The sequence below is a fragment of the Agathobaculum desmolans ATCC 43058 genome, assembly GCF_000701665.1.
Classification (GTDB): Bacteria; Bacillota; Clostridia; order Oscillospirales; family Butyricicoccaceae; genus Agathobaculum; species Agathobaculum desmolans.
The window spans coordinates 29934-46952 of the sequence record NZ_JNJN01000020.1 but is presented as its reverse complement, the minus strand read 5'-3'; the positions used below and the strand labels follow the sequence as shown (position 1 = coordinate 46952).

Here is a 17019-nt window from a genome sequence, read left to right as displayed (position 1 = left end):
GGAAAGTCCAATGGTATTAAGTCAAGGGGATAATACGAGAAAATTTTGAGGAAAAGTAAAGCAAAACGGATGTTTAGAGTGCAAAAAGGCAACACCCAATAAAGCCCTGCCCCTATAATTTTTGAAACAGGGCCTTGGCGTCAGAGAGGCAGGCGATATCGCTTAGCCCTCCGGCGGGATATACAGGCGGTTGTCCTTCAGCAGCCGAAAGACCAACCGAACCAGTTTTCTGGCAGTTAAAGCGAGTGCGCGTTTGTGCTGGTACTTGTTAACCTCTTTGAATTTGAGGTCATAGTAGCGCCGGAACTCGGAGTCGCATCTTCTCACAGAGTTGGCAGCTTCCAGGAGGTAGTAGCGGAGATAGCGGTTGCCTGATTTAATCATCCGGGAGTGTTCTGCTTCAAATTCACCGGACTGGTGCTGTGTCCAGACAAGGCCGGCAAACTTGGCGACAGAGGCTTGGGAAGCGAAACGGTGGATATCGCCAATTTCAGCGATAATACCGGCGGAGTAAACCTTGCCAACGCCTGGAATAGAGGTCAGGGTATTTGGGATAATCTCAAACTGTTGTTCAATAGCTTTGTCCAGAACCTTGACCTGTTCTTTCAGCGCCCGCATGGAGGCGATAGAAACGGCCATGGCCTGGTTCACGGTGTCGTTCACTGTTTTAGGCAGACGGTAAGAACCTCTGGCCGCAGCCTGTACAGCCTTAGCGGTGGATTCTGGATCTGCAAATCTGCCACGCCCCGTTTCAGCAACAAAGGCAGTCAGGTCATCCAGATCAGCATTTGCCAGGTTGTCTACCGTTTCAAACCGCTCCATGAGTGCAATGGTGGTGGCGCTGGTATTCTGAATACCCTTGTCCTGAGCCATGCCGGAGCATTTCAGAAATAAGTAGTTGGCAAACCGCTGCTTCTCGCGGGTCAGATTCTGAATGACATCAAATCTTGCCCTGGTAAGGGTTCTAAGTGCCTGGTAGCGATAGTCGTCCATATAAACCTCCTTGGCAATCCTGCCGAAGCGGAGATGGTCGGCAATCACAAAGGCGTCCACCCAGTCGTTTTTTGGCAGGTCAGGATAGGCTTCCTTGAACTTTTTGACCTGTTTCGGATTGAGGACATGGATTTTCCGCCGGAACCGGCCCAGACCGCCATCTTCACGAAGAGCATAGACCAAATTGTCCCCGTAGATGGAGGTAGCTTCCAGGCCAATCACCACATCACTGAGCCGCATAGAGCTGAGTGCCGACACGATTCTCTCTGACAACAGTTTAGCACCACCGAGGTTGTTCTGCACGGAGAAGCTGGAGTGTTTGCTGCCGTCCGGCTTCATCAGGTAGGCTACATTGTTCTTGCTACTCACATCAATGCCAACGAATAGTGGATTCACACTTTTCACCTCCCCTCGTGGAGATTTCAGGCCAGCAGGCTTTGAGATACCCATGATAACCGGAGCATCTGGCAACCTCGCATATCAGAATCATTCCGGAGCAGACCAATGCGATATCCCTCACTGCTGAAAGGGCGGTCTTGTCTTCGGCAAACAGCCAATGAGTTTGCAGCTAACTTCCGGCTCAGGGGGACGGACTTTCAATGAAGCAGCCTTGTGGCTCAACGAGGAGCAAAAGAACTTGACCCTACTGTCCTACAGCTATTGTATCACGGGTATCTCTAAGCCTGTTGGTTACACGGAGTGAACTAAGCAGATACACTTAAAAATCATCTGCAAATCTTATTATACGAGGAGAAAAAGAATGCTGTTTGTATGCTATCCTAAATGCACGACCTGTCAAAAGGCGCGCAAGTGGCTGCAGGAACAGGGAATTGCATTTGAGGAGCGGGATATCAAGCTGGATCGTCCGAGCGAAGCAGAGCTGCGCGCGTGGCACCGGATAAGCGGTCTGCCGCTCAAGCGTTTTTTCAATACGAGCGGCTTGCAGTATAAGGCGCTCGGGCTGAAGGATAAGCTGCCCGGTATGACGGAAGAGGAGCAGTACGCGCTGCTCGCAACCGATGGTATGCTGGTCAAGCGGCCGCTGCTGGTAGGGGAGGATTTTGTGCTTCCCGGTTTTAAGCAGGCGGAGTGGGAAGAACATGTGAAAAAAAGATTGACAAACTACAAATAGGGTAGTATAATAATTATTGCTTATCGGGCAAGATACGGAGCGGTATCGAAGTGGTCATAACGAGGCGGTCTTGAAAACCGTTTGTCCGAAAGGGCGCGTGGGTTCGAATCCCACCCGCTCCGCCAACCAATAACGGAGCCAATGGTGGGGGATTCGAAAGGCGGCTCTTGGCAACATGCCGGCGGCATGTTGCAACCGCCGTGGCTTTTTTCGCAGAAAAAGGAATCCCACCCGCTCCGCCAACCAATAACGGAGCCAATGGTGGGGGATTCGAAAGGCGGCTCTTGGCAACATGCCGGCGGCATGTTGCAACCGCCGTGGCTTTTTTCGCAGAAAAAGGAATCCCACCCGCTCCGCCAACCAATAACGGAGCCAGTGGCGGGGGATTCGAAAGGCGGCTCTTGGCAACATGCCGGCGGCATGTTGCAACCGCCGTGGCTTTTTTCGCAGAAAAAGGAATCCCACCCGCTCCGCCAACCAATAACGGAGTCAATGGTGGGGGATTCGAAAGGCGGCTTCTGGATAAGCAAACCCCTGTTTGGAGACATACCCAAGCTGGTGAAGGGGCTCCCCTGCTAAGGGAGTAGGTCGGGAAACCGGCGCGAGAGTTCAAATCTCTCTGTCTCCGCCAAGCCAAACATCGGCACTGTTCTATGGAGCAGTGCCGATATTTGAAAATTTGTTTTTTTGAGGGGATCTGTATGCCGGATTATAAGGCAATGTATTATCATTTGGCGGGGCGTATGGCAACTGCGATTGATGCGCTGGAAGCCACCACGAATGCATTGGTTGATATCACCGAAAAGCTGAAGCTGGCGCAGCAGACCACGGAGGAAATGTTTATTTCCGGTTCTGATGACGATGTGGAATCTCCGGATGACGAATCAGCTTCCAAGTAAAAGACGCAGTCTGGAAATCCTGCAAATGATATCTATATTGTTACGATATCACATGAAAACACATTTTAACGCACTTTTCTTCGTTTGGGAAAGTGCGTTTTTGTTATTTACTACATGGCGGACGGGTTCATCGTATCTGCGCTTGCGTTTGCAGTGCAAGTTCGCTATAATAGAGGAAAACATCGTCCGGCTATGTACGGAGGGCACGCAAGCCCAGCTTTGCGGGTTCGTTCGGATGGCGCGGATATCAGTCAGGAGGAGATCTATATGAGAAAGATCATCACCATCAGCCGGCAGTTCGGCGCCGGCGGCGGGGAGCTGGGGCGCCGTGTATCGCATGCGCTGGGGATCCCGCTGTACAACAAGGATCTGATCCTGCGTACGGCCAAGGCTTCCGCCGGGCTGACTCCGGAACAGGTGCGCCGTTGGGATGAACGTGTTCCCACGACCTTTGGCTTTACGCAGAGCCTGTTTGATTTTTACAACCGTCCGCTCAGCGATAAGCTGTGGGAGGCGCAGGTCAAGGCGATCCGCGAGATCGCAGACCACGAAAGCTGTGTGATCGTCGGCCGCAATGCGGATTTTATCCTGCGGGAGTTTGACCACTGCCTGCGCGTGTTCGTTCATGCGGATTTTGAATGGCGTTTTGAGCGTATGCGGCAAATGATGCCGGATACCGAGCCGGAAAAACTGCGGACGGATATCAAAAATGTGGATAAGGCGCGCAGCGCGTACTGCACCCGCTATACCGGCTGCCACTATGCCGATGCCACCCATTACGACCTGACGGTGTGCACCAGCCGTTTGGGGCTGGATTTCGCGCTGGAGGAGATTTTGAAGGCAGCGGAACATATTTAAGCACTTTTTGTCTGAAAACAAGGCATACTGCTTGACGGCGGCACAGTTTTGCGCTATAATCATGTTTGGGCATGATAGGCGATGGTGGTTATCTGAATACTGCCATCGCCTGTTATATTTATTCTTTGGGCTGGCGTGATGTGGCTGCGGGGAAGGCAGCGCGCGGATACAGAGCCTGAGGAAAAACGGAAAAAGGAGAATCACCTATGAAAAAAGTACTTTCTCTGCTGATGGCGGCTAGCCTTGCGCTGGGTCTGGCGGCTTGCGGCAACAACGCAGCGGATGCGGATCAGGATGCGAACGCAGGCGCGGGCAATCAGGAAGGCAAGACTTGGGTCATTGCTTCCGATACCGTGTTCAAGCCCTTCGAGTACACGGATGAGTCCGGCAACTTTGTCGGCATCGACGTGGATATCGTCAACGCGATTGCGGAAGATCAGGGCTTCCAGTGTGAAATTAAGAGCCTCGGCTGGGATGCTGCGGTGGCAGCTTGCCAGGCCGGTCAGGCGGATGGCCTGATCGCCGGCGCCTCCATCACGGATGAGCGCAAGGAGAGCGGCTGGATCTTTTCGGACGGCTACTATCAGGCCACCCAGACCATGACGGTGGCGAAGGATTCCGATATCAAGGGCTTTGCCGATCTGAAGGGCAAGGATGTTGCGGTTAAGACCGGCACGCAGGGCGCCGCTTATGCGGAGAGCCTGAAGGAAGAGCACGGCTTTAACATTGTTTATTTTGAGGATTCGCCCACGATGTATCAGGCGGTGCTGGGCGGTCAGGCAGTTGCCTGCTTCGAGGACACCCCGATCATGGCATCCTCGATCAAGGACGGCGATCTGGCGCTTCAGATTTTGGAGGATACCGCAAATGAGGGTGCGCCCTACGGCTTTGCGATCTTCAATGCGGACAATCAGGAGCTGCTCGATATGTTCAACGCCGGTTTGGCCAACATCAAGGAGAACGGCAAGTACGATGAGATCATCGCCAAGTATCTGGGCTGATCACAGTAGATTGACCTGAGTTGTTTCAGGGGGCACTGGTTGGTTCCGGCGCCCCCTCATTTTTTCAGAAAGAAAGGAGTAAGGTCCCATGATGGTCAAAATCCTTACCACCTACGGGCCGCTGCTGCTCGAGGCAATGGGACAAACCCTGCTGCTGGCGCTGTGCGGTCTGTTCTTCGCCTGCATTCTGGGTCTGATTTTCGGCCTGCTGAGCGTAATGAAAAGCCGCGTGTGTAATATCATCTCTACGATTTTTGTTGATGTGATCCGCGGTGTGCCGATGATCGTTCTGGCATTTTTCATCTTTTTTGGTTTTCCGCAGTTTGTTGGTACGACGCTCGGTGTTAAGAACTTTACGCTTTCAGCCTTGCAGGCTGGTACGGTTGCGCTGGCGCTCAACTGCGGCGCTTACATGGCAGAGATCATCCGTGCCGGTATCCAGAGCGTGGATAAGGGACAGATGGAGGCGGCGCGCAGCCTTGGCCTGCCGTACTGGAAGGCGATGCAGAAGGTCGTGCTGCCGCAGGCAATCCGGACGATGATCCCGTCGATCATCAACCAGTTTATCATCACGTTGAAGGATACTTCGATCCTGTCGGTCATCGGCTTTCCGGAACTGGTCAACATGGCAAAAAATGTGGTGGCCAATACCATGCGTTCGTCTGAGGTATGGTTTATCGTCGGTGTGATGTACCTGATCGTTATTACGATCCTGTCCCGCTTTGCAAAGGTAATGGAGAGGAGGGTCAACCGTGGCCGAGAATAATGGAAACGTCAAGATCCATGTGGAGCATCTGAAAAAGAACTTTGGTTCGCTGGAAGTACTGAAGGATGTGTCGCTGGATATCCATGAGGGCGAAGTCGTTGTTATTTTGGGTCCGTCCGGCTCGGGCAAATCGACTTTCCTGCGCTGCCTGAACCGTCTGGAGGAGATCACGGACGGCACAGTGGTTGTGGACGGTTATGATATCACCGATAAGCACACGGATATCAATAAGGTACGCGAGAACGTCGGCATGGTGTTCCAGTTGTTCAACCTGTTCAACAATCTGGATGTTATGGGCAATATGATCCTCGCACCGACCGAGCTGAAAAAGGCGGACAAGGCCGAGGCAAAGGAGCGCGCGATGCAGCTGCTCCGGCGCGTCGGTTTGGCGGATAAGGTGGAAGCTTATCCGGCGCAGCTGTCGGGCGGCCAGAAGCAGCGCGTAGCGATCGCGCGTGCGCTTGCCATGAATCCGGATATTATGCTGTTTGACGAGCCTACCTCTGCGCTTGACCCGGAAATGGTCGGTGAGGTGCTGCAGGTTATGCAGAATCTGGCCAAGGAAGGCATGACGATGGTTGTGGTAACGCATGAGATCGGCTTTGCACGTGAGGTCGCCAGCCGCGTCATCTTTATGGAAGGCGGCTATATCGTGGAGCAGGGCACGCCGGATGAGGTTATCAATCATCCGAAGGAGCCGCGCACGATTGATTTCCTGAGCAAGGTGCTGTAATATCGGTTTGCATATAATTTCGGTATCTTTACCAGAGCGGGGATATCGAAACCGGAATAGGGGTTCCGTTTTTTCGGCGACTGCGGATTGAGCATGAGCAGCACGCGCGGCAGCGCGCATAAAACAGCATTTGCAACGCAAATGCATAAAAAGTCAGGACAAGTGCCTGACTTTTTATACTTTGAGAGAGAAAAAGTTTCTGTACAGGAACTTTTTCTCGTTCATGTTTGGCGAAGTCCAAACATAGATTGTCGGAAAAACGAAGTTTTTCGACAGTCTCGGGCAGAGGCGGGAGCCTCTGCTTTTTTCTGCCCGCAGGTAAAAAAACGTAAAATTCAGTGCGGAATCACAGTAGAAGCAGGCAGGAAGAAGGGACGGGACAATAGAGAAAGGGGGGAGAAAACCGGTAAAATTACCGCCGATCAGCGAGAAAAAGAGGAAAATTCGGTTTATTGGCCAAAAACCGGCGTGGGATTTTGGCGTATATTTTAGTAAAATATAATTGATTATTTACTAAAATATGATATGATATATGTACAGACCGTATCTGAAATTGTAGTATGGGAGACGAGAAGAATGAAGAGCTTGGAAATCCTGCAGCAGGAACTGGAATCCGGGGCGTTGGATGGGCGACTCCGTCCCCTTTGCGGCCCGGACAGCGCAGAACTGGTACATAAGCGCAGCAGACTGGCTGCTTTGGCAGAAACTTACCGCACGGCCTTTGGCGCAGGGGGAGAGGTCGGCTTGTTTTCCAGCCCCGGCCGCACCGAGATGGGCGGCAACCATACCGACCACCAGCACGGCTGTGTGCTGGCGGGTGCGGTCAACATGGATATGCTGGCCTGCGCGGGGGCGAACGGCACGGCAGTGGCGCGCGTCCTGTCGGCGGGCTATCCGGAACTGTCGGTCGATCTGACCGACCTGACACCACGTCCGGAGGAGGAAGGCACTTCGGCGGCGCTGGTGCGCGGAATCGCGGAGCGCTTCCGTGCGCTGGGTTATCCGGTGGCCGGGTTTAACGCCTGCATCGATTCCGAGGTGCTCGGCGGTTCCGGGTTGTCCTCATCGGCAGCATACGAAGTGATGATCGGCGTAATCCTCAATCACCTGTTCTGCGAGGATGCCGTCAGTCTGGTTCAGATCGCGCAGATCGGACAGTATGCGGAAAATCACTTTTTCGGTAAGCCCTGCGGCTTGATGGATCAGCTGGCCAGCGCAGTGGGCGGTATCGTATCGATCGATTTCAATGATCCCGCGAACCCGGTTGTCAATAAGATCGACTATGATCTGGCCTCCTCGGGCTATGCGCTGTGCATTATTGACTCGGGGGCAGATCACGCGGATCTGACAGCGGAATATGCGGCGCTGCCGGCGGAGATGGGCGCGGCGGCGGCCTGCTTCGGCAAGCAGTTCCTGCGGGATGTGGAAGAAGCGGATTTCTGGGCCAATCTGGCGCTCGTGCGCGAAAAGGCAGGCGACCGGGCAGCGCTGCGCGCCATGCATTTCTTCTCGGATAATCAGGATGCGGTAAAGCAGGCCGAAGCGCTGGACCGCGATGACTTTGTGCGTTTCCTCGCGCTGGTCAACCGGTCGGGGACGTCATCTGCCACACGGCTGCAAAACCTGTACTGCACGGCGCGTCCGCAGGAGCAGGCTGTGCCGATGGCCATTGCGCTGGCACAGCATCTGCTGGACGGCGAGGGCGCGGTGCGTGTGCACGGCGGCGGCTTTGCCGGTACCGTACAGGCTTATGTGCCGATGGCGCGCTGCGAGGCATTCCGCACGGGGATGGAAGCCGTGCTCGGCACGGGGTGCTGTCATTTCCTGTTCATCCGTCCCGAAGGCGGCGCAGTGATCGCCTGACGGCACCGGTAAGCGATCGTATTGAAAAATCAGACGGAGGGATCTGTTATGTCGATTCTTGTTTTGGGCGGCGCTGGCTATATCGGTTCGCATACGGCGCGTGCACTGGTCGAAGCCGGCCGCGATGTGGTCGTTGCGGACAATCTGGAAACCGGTTTCCGGGCTGCCGTGCCGGAAAAAGCACGTTTTTATGAGGGGGATATCCGTGACCGCGCCTTCCTTGACCGTTTGTTTGAGGCCGAGCAGATCAAGGGCGTGATCCACTTTGCGGCTAACTCGCAGGTGGGCGAAAGCATGGCAAAGCCCCTGAAATATTATGACAACAATCTGTGCGGCACCAAAACCCTGCTTGACAGCATGGTGGCGCACGGTGTCCTGAAAATCGTATTTTCTTCGACGGCGGCAACCTATGGGGAGCCGGAGCGCGTGCCGATCATGGAAGAGGATCGCACCGAGCCGACGAACTGCTATGGCGAGACCAAGCTTTCTATGGAGAAAATGATGAAATGGGTCTCGGCAGCGCATGGGCTGCGCTTTGTTGCACTGCGGTACTTTAATGCCTGCGGCGCACAGCCGGACGGTTCGATCGGCGAAGCTCACGATCCGGAAACCCATCTGCTGCCGCTGATTCTGCAGGTTCCCAACGGGCAGCGTGCAGCGATCTCGATTTTCGGAGACGATTACCCGACGCCGGACGGCACCTGCATCCGCGATTATATCCACGTTTGTGATTTGGCGCAGGCGCATATTCTGGCGCTGGATTATCTGCTGAACGGCGGGGAGAACAATGTATTCAATCTGGGCAACGGCGTGGGCTTCTCGGTCAAGGAAGTCATTGAAGAGGCGCGCCGTGTGACCGGCCATCCGATCCCGGCGAAGATCGAAGCCCGCCGTGCAGGTGATCCTGCGCAGTTGATCGCGTCCTCGGAGAAGGCCAAAACCGTGCTCGGCTGGAAGCCGCAGTACGAGGAACTGCATACCATCATCCAAACCGCGTGGGATTGGCATCGGACGCATCCGCACGGTTTTGAGGTGTGAGGAGGGGACAAAATGATCGACAAAGCTGTTGCCAAGCTGGTTCGCTATGCGGAGCAGGCTGGCCTGATCGCACCGGAGGATCATGTTTGGGCGGTCAACACCCTGTTGGAGGCGCTGCGGCTGGACAGCTATGAGGAGCCTGTGCTAGAGGAGGATGCGATCGATCTGGCAGCGGTATTGAAGGAATTGACCGACGATGCCTGTGCGCGCGGCGTGCTGGAGCATGATTCGATCGTATACCGCGACCTGTTCGACACGGCGCTGATGGGGCGGCTGACCCCGCCGCCGCGTGAGGTCGTTGCGCGCTTCCGCGCCTTGTATGCGGAGGATCCGGTGCGTGCGACCGACTGGTATTACCGGTTCAGTCAGGATACCAATTATATCCGGCGCGACCGCATCGCCAAAGATGTGCAGTGGAAGGCGGAAACCGTATACGGGGAGATCGACATCACGATCAATCTGTCCAAGCCGGAAAAAGACCCCAAGGCGATCGCGGCTGCGCGTGATCTGCCCGCTGCGGCGTATCCGAAGTGTCAGCTCTGCGTGGAAAACGAAGGCTATGCGGGGCGGATCAATCATCCTGCGCGGCAGAACCATCGCGTGGTTCCGATTGAGATCAACGGTAGCCCGTGGTTTTTGCAGTATTCGCCCTATGTATACTACAATGAACACTGCATCTGCTTTAACCGGACGCATACCCCAATGAAGATAGACCGCGCCTGCTTTGCCAAGCTGCTGGATTTTGTGCGGCAGTTCCCGCATTACTTTGTTGGATCAAATGCCGATCTGCCCATTGTCGGTGGCTCGATTTTGGCGCATGACCACTTCCAGGGGGGGCATTACACGTTTGCAATGGCCAAGGCGCCGGTGGAAACGGTTTTGGCCTTCCCCGGCTTTGACGATGTGCAGGCGGGGATCGTTCGCTGGCCGATGTCGGTGATCCGGCTGCGCGGGGCAGAACCGGCGCGGCTGACCGAGCTGGCCGACCGCATCCTGACCGCGTGGCGCGGATATTCGGATGCGGAAGCGATGATTTGGGCGCAGACGGACGGCGTGCCGCACAACACGATCACCCCGATCGCGCGCCGCCGCGGCAGCGATTATGAGCTGGATCTGGTGCTGCGCAACAACCTGACTACAAAGGAGCATCCGCTTGGGCTGTATCATCCGCACGCGGAACTGCACCATATCAAAAAGGAGAATATCGGCCTGATCGAGGTGATGGGGCTGGCGGTGCTGCCCGCGCGGCTGAAAACCGAATTGGCGGTGCTGGGAGAAAAACTGGTGCGCGGGGAGGATCTGCGCGCCGATCCGCTGACCGCCCCGCACGCGGACTGGGCGGAGGAATTCGCCGCACGGTATACGATCACGGCGGAAAATGTGACTGGAATCATCCGGAAGGAGGTTGGCTGCGTCTTTGCCACGGTGCTGGAGCATGCAGGTGTTTATAAACGCACCGAGGCAGGCAAGGCGGCGTTCCTGCGGTTTATAGAAAGTGTGAAGTGAATGAACATTACCTGTACCCCGTTTGGAAAAACGGCGGATGGCCGGCCGGTCGAGCGTTATGTGCTGACGGATGGCCCGTATCAAGCGGCAATTCTGTCGCTGGGCGGTATTGTGCAGTCGCTCGTCGTGCCGGATCGGCACGGCGTGCCGACCGATGTGGTGCTCGGCTTTGACACGGTTGCGGATTATGAGGCGCAGGATTGCTATATCGGCGCATTGCTGGGGCGCTGTGCCAATCGTTTGGCGGAAGGACGGATCGAGATCGGCGGGCAAGCGGTTCAGTTGGCCTGCAATGATAACGGCGTCAATCAGCTGCACGGCGGCAATGTGGGCTTTGACAAGCGCATCTGGCAGGCGTATATGCTGCCGGACGGACTGCGCCTGTGCTATGACAGCCCGGCAGGGGAGGAGGCCTTTCCTGGTCGGCTGCGGGCAGAGGTCACCTACCGCCTGCAGGCAGGTGCGCTGACGATTGAATATCGCGCGGAAAGTGATGCGGAAACTGTGTGCAACCTGTCCAATCACAGCTATTTTAATTTGGCGGGTCATGACACGGGCGAGGTGGGGGCGCAGCAGGTCTGCGTACATGCCGCGCGGTATACCCCCTTGAACGACCATAATGTACCGACCGGTGAAATCGCTCCGGTGGAGGGGACACCATTGGATCTGCGTGCAGCAGCGCCGCTCCGCGCAGGATGGGACAGCGGGTTTGCGCAGATCGCGCTGGCGGCAGGCTATGACCATAACTACATCATCGATGGGGAGGGGCTGCGTCCCTTTGCCGAGGCCTATTGCGCGGAAAGCGGCATTGCCCTGACGGTCGAGTCGGATATGCCCGGTATGCAGCTGTACACCGGCAACTTCCTGCGGCCGGATCTGCCGAAGGGCAAGGGAGGAGCTGCTTATGACCGGCGGCACGCCTTCTGTATGGAAACGCAGTTCTGGCCGAACGCATTTGCCTGTCCCGGATTCCCGTTGCCGCTTTTGCGCGCAGGGGAGGTTTATCAGCATATTACCACATTCCGCTTTTCCTGCCGCTGAACGGCAGGAAACAGCGTTTCTCTCCCAATTCTCCCAAAGGAAGGCGCACAGAGCAGATGGTCTGCTCTGTGCGGCGGGGCAGGGAGCGGGGATATAGTACACTGATCGCTGCGTATGACGCAGGTGGTCGGGAAGAAGAAAAGAGTAAATGGAAAAAGGCGGGACGGCCGGAAAAACAAAGTTTTCCGACCGTCCCGCCTTGCGTTTGAAGGGGGCAGAGAGGTCATAGCGGGATTCCTGTCGAACAAATTAAAGATACAGCTCGTTTTCCTTCCGTTCTTCCAATAAGGGAGAGAGTTTTTTGCCAAGCATGGCGGAAACCTCTGCCGGCAGGACACGCGCCTGATGGGGACACTGGGATACACAGCGCATACACCGAATGCAGCGGGCAGCATCAGTCTCCCGCGGGGTTTCGGATGGGATCGCTTGGGCAGGACACTGGCGGGCGCACAGGCCGCAAGCGGTGCAGGTCCCGGCAGCGAGGGGGACAGCTGCCATGCCGCCCCATGATTTGTATGGATGGGCGCCGGGGACGGACGGCGGGGTAACTTCCCCGGCGGTGAGCTTGTCCGCGATGCGTGCGCCAAAGGCAGCCAGCTGGGCAGCATCCTGTGCATCCGGGCGCCCCGCTGCCAGCGGGTGGAAAATCGAATGCTCTGCCAAAAGGGCGGCAGATGCAATCACACGGAAATTCTGTGCGGCCAGCAGATCCCTCATTTCGAGCAGGGCGTCCTCATAGGCGCGTCCACCGTAAACCGCTGCGGCAACAGCACGCGCTCCACCGCCGCAGCAGGCGTGTAGACGTTCGGTCAGGAATACCGGCAAGCGGCCACCGTAGACCGGGGCGGCCACCAATACAACATCATCTGCTTCGAAGTGGTAAACAGATATCTGCTGCTGTGTCAGGTCGATCTCACGAACCTGTTCGGCAATACTTTTGGCGAGCAGCAGTGCAGCGCGGCGTGTGCCGCCGGTTGGGCTGAAATGCAATACGGTGATTTGTTGGATCATGGAGATGCTTCCTTTCATGCGATAAACGTGAGAGATGGTGGTGCGGCGTAAAAATAAAAGGAGCTGCCGTGGGCAGCGCCTTTTAGGGATATCATGTACTTACTGCCGGGGCGGCGCGGTGCTCGCGCGCTGAACAAGCGTGGGCGGGATGATGAGCTTAATAGGGATCTCGCGCACAAAACCGGTCTTGCTCAGCCGTTCGCACAGAATATGAACCGCAATGCGGCTCATTTCCTGCACATGGGTGGAAACCGAGGTCAGCGGCGGCTCGGTCAGCTCGGAAAGCGGCGTATCGTTAAAGGAGATGATCGATACATCTTCCGGAACAGACAAGCCGGCGCCTTTGAGTGCGCGCACCGCACCGATTGCATTTTCTTCGTTCGCCGTTAAAAAAGCTGTGGGAAGCGGCTTTCCCTGCTGCAAATGTGCAGTCATCGCTTGCGCGGTCAGCGCAGCGTTGGTGGGAACATCGATCAGCAGGCTGGGGTCATAGCGGTTATGGGTGCTCATAAAATGGATAAATAGCTGCCGGCGCATTTCGGGTGCGGGCTGCTTCCAGTCATCCAGCTTTTCCGCCGGGCCGATAAAGCCGATCTGTTCATGTCCCAGCGAAAACAGGTGGTCGAGCGCCTGTTCGATGCCCAGCCGGTAGTTGATCACGACCGAATCGCTGCGCGCTTCATCCGGTGAGGAGTCCAGAAATACGATATGCGGGGATAACTGGTGCAGCGCTTCGAGCTGTTCCCGGGTAAAAATGCCGATTGCGATGATGCCGTCCGGCGGGGCGGGATAGCTGTGCACAAACGCATCCCCTTGACGTGTCAGCGGAACCATATCGATCCGGCGTTCCATACATTCCTGCGCCGCAAAATTTTTCAGATATAGATAGAACGGATCTTCAAGCTGCTCCGCCGGGGTCAGCATTTCCGCCAGCCCAAGGCGCATGGCCGAGGCGACTTTGGTCTTGCTGTGCTTTTTGTATCCTAACGCACCTGCTGCATCGAATACGCGGCGGCGGGTCTCCTCGCTGGCTACCATGGTGGGATCGTTGTTCAGGATGCGGGAGATCGTCGTGACGGAGAGTTTGGTATATGCGGCAAGTTCTTTTAAGGTTGCCAAAGTGCTGCCTCCCTGTCTACTGAAATTCAGTAAATATGTTTACAGGTTTATTGTAATCCAGAACCGGCCGGTATGCAAGTAAAAAAACACATAGAAATGCTTTTATCTGAAAATTCTGGACGTTCAGACGGGGTTCGCAGGAAATCATTGTAACAAACAGACAAAACATGAGGACGGAAATTGTCTATGATACTAAAATTTTAGTAAAACTCGTTTTTTCACTTGCGCCATGCTGAAGAAGAGTGCTACAATCAGGTCAAAGGAGCGACGGCCCCGCCTGCCGCAGGGCATGTTTCTTCTGCGAAGAGATGAGAAAGAAAAGGAGAGAATTACCATGAAACGATTTTTAGCGATGATGCTCGCAGGCACTATGTGCTTGTCGATGGCAGCGTGCGCAAAGCCGGCTGATTCCGGCACGGGCGATTCCGGCGCTGCAGGCGGCGAAGGCGGCGAAAAGAAGACCGTTGGCGTGTGCATCTATAAGTTCGACGATGCGTTCATGACGACCTACCGCAATGCGCTGCAGTCCATGCTCGAGGAAAAGGGCTATGAAGTATCGGTTGTAGACGGCAACAACGATCAGGCGAAGCAGACCGAGCAGATCAACACCTTCATTACGCAGGGTGTGGACGCGCTCATCATCAACCCGGTTATGACTTCCGCTGCGGATACGATTATTTCCGCTGTGAAGGATGCGGATATCCCGACCGTGCTGATCAACCGCGAGCCGACTGCCGAGCAGATGGCTGCGTATGACAAGCTGGTTTACGTTGGCTGTGACGCTGCCCAGTCCGGTACCTTCCAGGGCGAGCTGATTCTGGATACCGAGAACAAGGGTGACATCAACGGCGACGGTAAGGTCTCCTACATCATGATCCAGGGCGACCCGGAGAACATCGATGCCAAGCTCCGCACCGAGTATTCGGTTAAGGCGCTGACCGATGCCGGCATGGAAGTTGAACAGCTCGACCTCCAGCGCGGCGACTGGGACCGCAACAAGGGTCAGGAAATCGCGCAGAACGACCTTGCCAAGTTCGGCAATCAGATCGAAGTCGTGTTCTGCAATAACGACGATATGGCAATCGGCGCACTGCAGGCCATTCAGGCGGCAAATCGCACGGTCAATAAGGACATCTATCTGGTCGGCGTTGACGCGCTGGACGCTGCCCTCAACGAAGTAGTAGCGGGCAACATGACCGGCACCGTGCTCAACGATGCGCAGGGTCAGGCAACGCAGGCGGTAGCCAGCATGGAAGAGCTGCTGGGCGGCAAGACCTTTGCCGAAGGCGAGCAGTCCGTTTATGTTGACTACGTAAAGGTTACTCCGGAAAACGCGAAGGACTACATCAAGTAAGCACTTGCGGCAGAGACGGCAGGGTGCGTGTGCAGCAGACGCACGCACCCTTTCCTCTGGAAAACAGCGTCCCGGCAGGGGATTCTGTTTTAACAAATGCGGCCTGCGGCGCGGCAGCCGGATGCCGCATTTGTTAAAACAGTATGTATTCATTTTAATCAAGGCAACAAGGGGGTCAGTGATTTGTCCGAATATCGTTTGGAAATGAAGGGCGTTGTCAAAACCTTCCCCGGCGTAAAAGCGCTGGATCACGCGCAGCTCAGCCTGCGTCCCGGCACGGTGCATGCGCTGATGGGAGAAAACGGCGCCGGCAAATCCACGCTGATGAAGTGCATGTTCGGCATTTATCACATGGATGAGGGCGAGATCTACTACGAAGGCGAGAAAACAGAGATCAAGGGGCCGCTCGATGCGCTGCACAAGGGCATTGCCATGGTGCATCAGGAGCTGCAGCCCATTCCCGAGCGCAGTATCGGCGAAAACATCTATGTCGGCCGGTATCCGATCTGGTATGTCGGCCCGCTTGCTTTTATTGATCACCAGAAGATGTATGAGGATGCCGCCCGTGTGCTGGAAGAAGTCCACCTGCCGTTTGACCCGCGTGCCAAGCTCGGTTCGCTGAGCGTATCGCAGATGCAGCTGGTCGAAATTGCCAAGGCGGTTTCGGCGGACTGTAAGGTGCTGATTTTGGATGAGCCGACCTCTTCGCTGACCTCTAAGGAAGTAGAAGCGCTGTTTGGCATCATTGATGAGCTGCGTGCCAAGGGCGTTTCGATCGTTTACATCAGCCATAAGATGGATGAGATCCTGCGTATCTCGGATGAGGTCACCATCATGCGCGACGGCCAGTATATCGGCACGTGGGCGGCCAGTGAGCTGACCACGGATATGATCATCACCAAAATGGTCGGCCGTGAACTGAATGACCTGTATCCGATGCGGACCAACGAGCCGGGTGAAATCGTGTTCGAGGTCAAGGATTTTACTTCGATCAATCCCAAGAGCTTCCGCAATGTCAGCTTCCATGTGCGTAAGGGCGAGATCCTCGGCGTGGCCGGTCTGGTCGGTGCGCAGCGCACCGAGCTGATGGAAGGCCTGTTCGGTTTGCGTTGCCATACGAGCGGATCGATCTCGTACCGTGGGCAGGAGCTGAAGATCAACCGGCCGGCAGATGCGATCAAAAACGGCATCGCCATGCTGACCGAGGATCGACGCGCGACCGGCATTATGGGTGTGCTGTCCATCGCGGATAACGTGTCGATCGCTTCACTAAACAAATATCTGATGGGCGGTTGCCTGCTGGATGACAACAAGATCGAACAGCTTGTGCAGGACAATGTTGCGAAAATGTCCATCAAGACCCCTTCCTCCAAAACGCAGATCCAGTCCCTGTCGGGCGGCAACCAGCAAAAGGTGCTGATCAGCCGTTGGCTGGCAAACGATCCGGATGTGTTTATTCTCGATGAGCCGACCCGCGGCATTGACGTCGGCGCGAAATACGAGATTTACTGCATCATTGCCGATCTGGCCAAGCAGGGGAAAAGCATTATCCTGATTTCGTCCGAAATGGGCGAGCTGATCGGTATGTCCGACCGGATCATGGTCATGTGTGATGGCCGCTGCACCGGCTTTATCGACGGCGCCGAGGCAAATCAGGAAAATATTATGGAACTGGCGACCCGTTTTGAATAAGGAGGGCAATGGA

At 55.6% G+C, this 17019-nt stretch carries 16 protein-coding genes and 2 tRNA genes; 15 read left to right on the top strand and 3 right to left on the bottom strand.

What is annotated here, in order from left to right:
- Nucleotides 1-162: 162 nt before the first annotated feature.
- A complete protein-coding gene (locus T363_RS0106810) occupies nucleotides 163-1389 on the bottom strand; it encodes an IS110 family RNA-guided transposase (protein ID WP_031474483.1) in 1227 nt (408 codons plus the stop codon).
- Between the two features lie 364 nt (nucleotides 1390-1753).
- Between T363_RS0106810 and T363_RS0106805 the strand changes: the two genes are divergently transcribed.
- The 13 genes from T363_RS0106805 (at nucleotide 1754) to T363_RS0106745 (ending at nucleotide 11830) form a co-directional block, all read left to right on the top strand.
- Nucleotides 1754-2125 carry an arsenate reductase family protein gene (locus T363_RS0106805; RefSeq protein ID WP_031474481.1) on the top strand — a complete coding sequence of 124 codons (372 nt, stop codon included), beginning with the start codon at nucleotides 1754-1756 and terminating at the stop codon, nucleotides 2123-2125.
- Between the two features lie 36 nt (nucleotides 2126-2161).
- Nucleotides 2162-2250, top strand: a tRNA-Ser gene (locus tag T363_RS0106800).
- Nucleotides 2251-2665: 415 nt separating this feature from the next.
- Nucleotides 2666-2756: transfer RNA gene (locus tag T363_RS0106795), tRNA-Ser, on the top strand.
- Nucleotides 2757-2826: 70 nt separating this feature from the next.
- Nucleotides 2827-3024, top strand: a complete 198-nt coding sequence (locus T363_RS0106790; protein WP_031474479.1) for a hypothetical protein — start codon at nucleotides 2827-2829, stop codon at nucleotides 3022-3024.
- Between the two features lie 267 nt (nucleotides 3025-3291).
- Nucleotides 3292-3882: a cytidylate kinase-like family protein gene (locus T363_RS0106785; RefSeq protein ID WP_031474477.1), complete on the top strand. Its 591-nt coding sequence runs from the start codon at nucleotides 3292-3294 to the stop codon at nucleotides 3880-3882.
- A gap of 206 nt (nucleotides 3883-4088) precedes the next feature.
- The gene (locus T363_RS0106780; RefSeq protein ID WP_031474476.1) at nucleotides 4089-4883 is read left to right on the top strand and encodes a transporter substrate-binding domain-containing protein; all 795 of its coding nucleotides are present in this window, start codon (nucleotides 4089-4091) and stop codon (nucleotides 4881-4883) included.
- An 88-nt stretch (nucleotides 4884-4971) separates the two neighbouring features.
- Nucleotides 4972-5649: an amino acid ABC transporter permease gene (locus tag T363_RS0106775; protein ID WP_456263905.1), complete on the top strand. Its 678-nt coding sequence runs from the start codon at nucleotides 4972-4974 to the stop codon at nucleotides 5647-5649.
- Nucleotides 5636-6382, top strand: coding sequence for an amino acid ABC transporter ATP-binding protein (locus T363_RS0106770; RefSeq protein WP_031474473.1), 747 nt, complete (start codon nucleotides 5636-5638; stop codon nucleotides 6380-6382). The genes T363_RS0106775 and T363_RS0106770 overlap by 14 nt, the downstream gene beginning before the upstream one ends.
- Nucleotides 6383-6475: 93 nt before the next feature.
- Complete coding sequence (locus T363_RS0106765; RefSeq protein ID WP_031474471.1) at nucleotides 6476-6874, top strand: hypothetical protein; 399 nt, start codon at nucleotides 6476-6478, stop codon at nucleotides 6872-6874.
- Between the two features lie 84 nt (nucleotides 6875-6958).
- Nucleotides 6959-8245: a galactokinase gene (locus tag T363_RS0106760; RefSeq protein ID WP_031474469.1), complete on the top strand. Its 1287-nt coding sequence runs from the start codon at nucleotides 6959-6961 to the stop codon at nucleotides 8243-8245.
- Nucleotides 8246-8293: 48 nt separating this feature from the next.
- Nucleotides 8294-9283 carry a UDP-glucose 4-epimerase GalE gene (galE, locus tag T363_RS0106755; protein WP_031474467.1) on the top strand — a complete coding sequence of 330 codons (990 nt, stop codon included), beginning with the start codon at nucleotides 8294-8296 and terminating at the stop codon, nucleotides 9281-9283.
- Between the two features lie 12 nt (nucleotides 9284-9295).
- Nucleotides 9296-10789, top strand: a complete 1494-nt coding sequence (gene galT / locus T363_RS0106750; RefSeq protein WP_031474465.1) for a UDP-glucose--hexose-1-phosphate uridylyltransferase — start codon at nucleotides 9296-9298, stop codon at nucleotides 10787-10789.
- Entirely contained in the window at nucleotides 10790-11830 is a 1041-nt protein-coding gene (locus T363_RS0106745; RefSeq protein WP_031474463.1) for an aldose epimerase family protein, read from the top strand. It abuts the gene before it with no gap.
- A gap of 249 nt (nucleotides 11831-12079) precedes the next feature.
- On the opposite strand, the gene T363_RS0106740 is transcribed toward T363_RS0106745, so the two are convergent.
- Both T363_RS0106740 and T363_RS0106735 read right to left on the bottom strand, forming a co-directional pair.
- The gene (locus T363_RS0106740; RefSeq protein WP_242840242.1) at nucleotides 12080-12841 is read right to left on the bottom strand and encodes a 4Fe-4S binding protein; all 762 of its coding nucleotides are present in this window, start codon (nucleotides 12839-12841) and stop codon (nucleotides 12080-12082) included.
- A 99-nt stretch (nucleotides 12842-12940) separates the two neighbouring features.
- Entirely contained in the window at nucleotides 12941-13960 is a 1020-nt protein-coding gene (locus T363_RS0106735) for a LacI family DNA-binding transcriptional regulator (protein ID WP_031474459.1), read from the bottom strand.
- Nucleotides 13961-14294: 334 nt separating this feature from the next.
- On the opposite strand from T363_RS0106735, the gene T363_RS0106730 reads away from it, so the two are divergent.
- Entirely contained in the window at nucleotides 14295-15314 is a 1020-nt protein-coding gene (locus tag T363_RS0106730; protein ID WP_031474457.1) for a galactose ABC transporter substrate-binding protein, read from the top strand.
- 183 nt (nucleotides 15315-15497) lie between these two features.
- On the top strand, nucleotides 15498-17006 hold the full coding sequence (locus T363_RS0106725) for a sugar ABC transporter ATP-binding protein (RefSeq protein WP_031474455.1): 1509 nt from the start codon (nucleotides 15498-15500) through the stop codon (nucleotides 17004-17006).
- The last annotated feature ends 13 nt before the right edge of the window (nucleotides 17007-17019 follow it).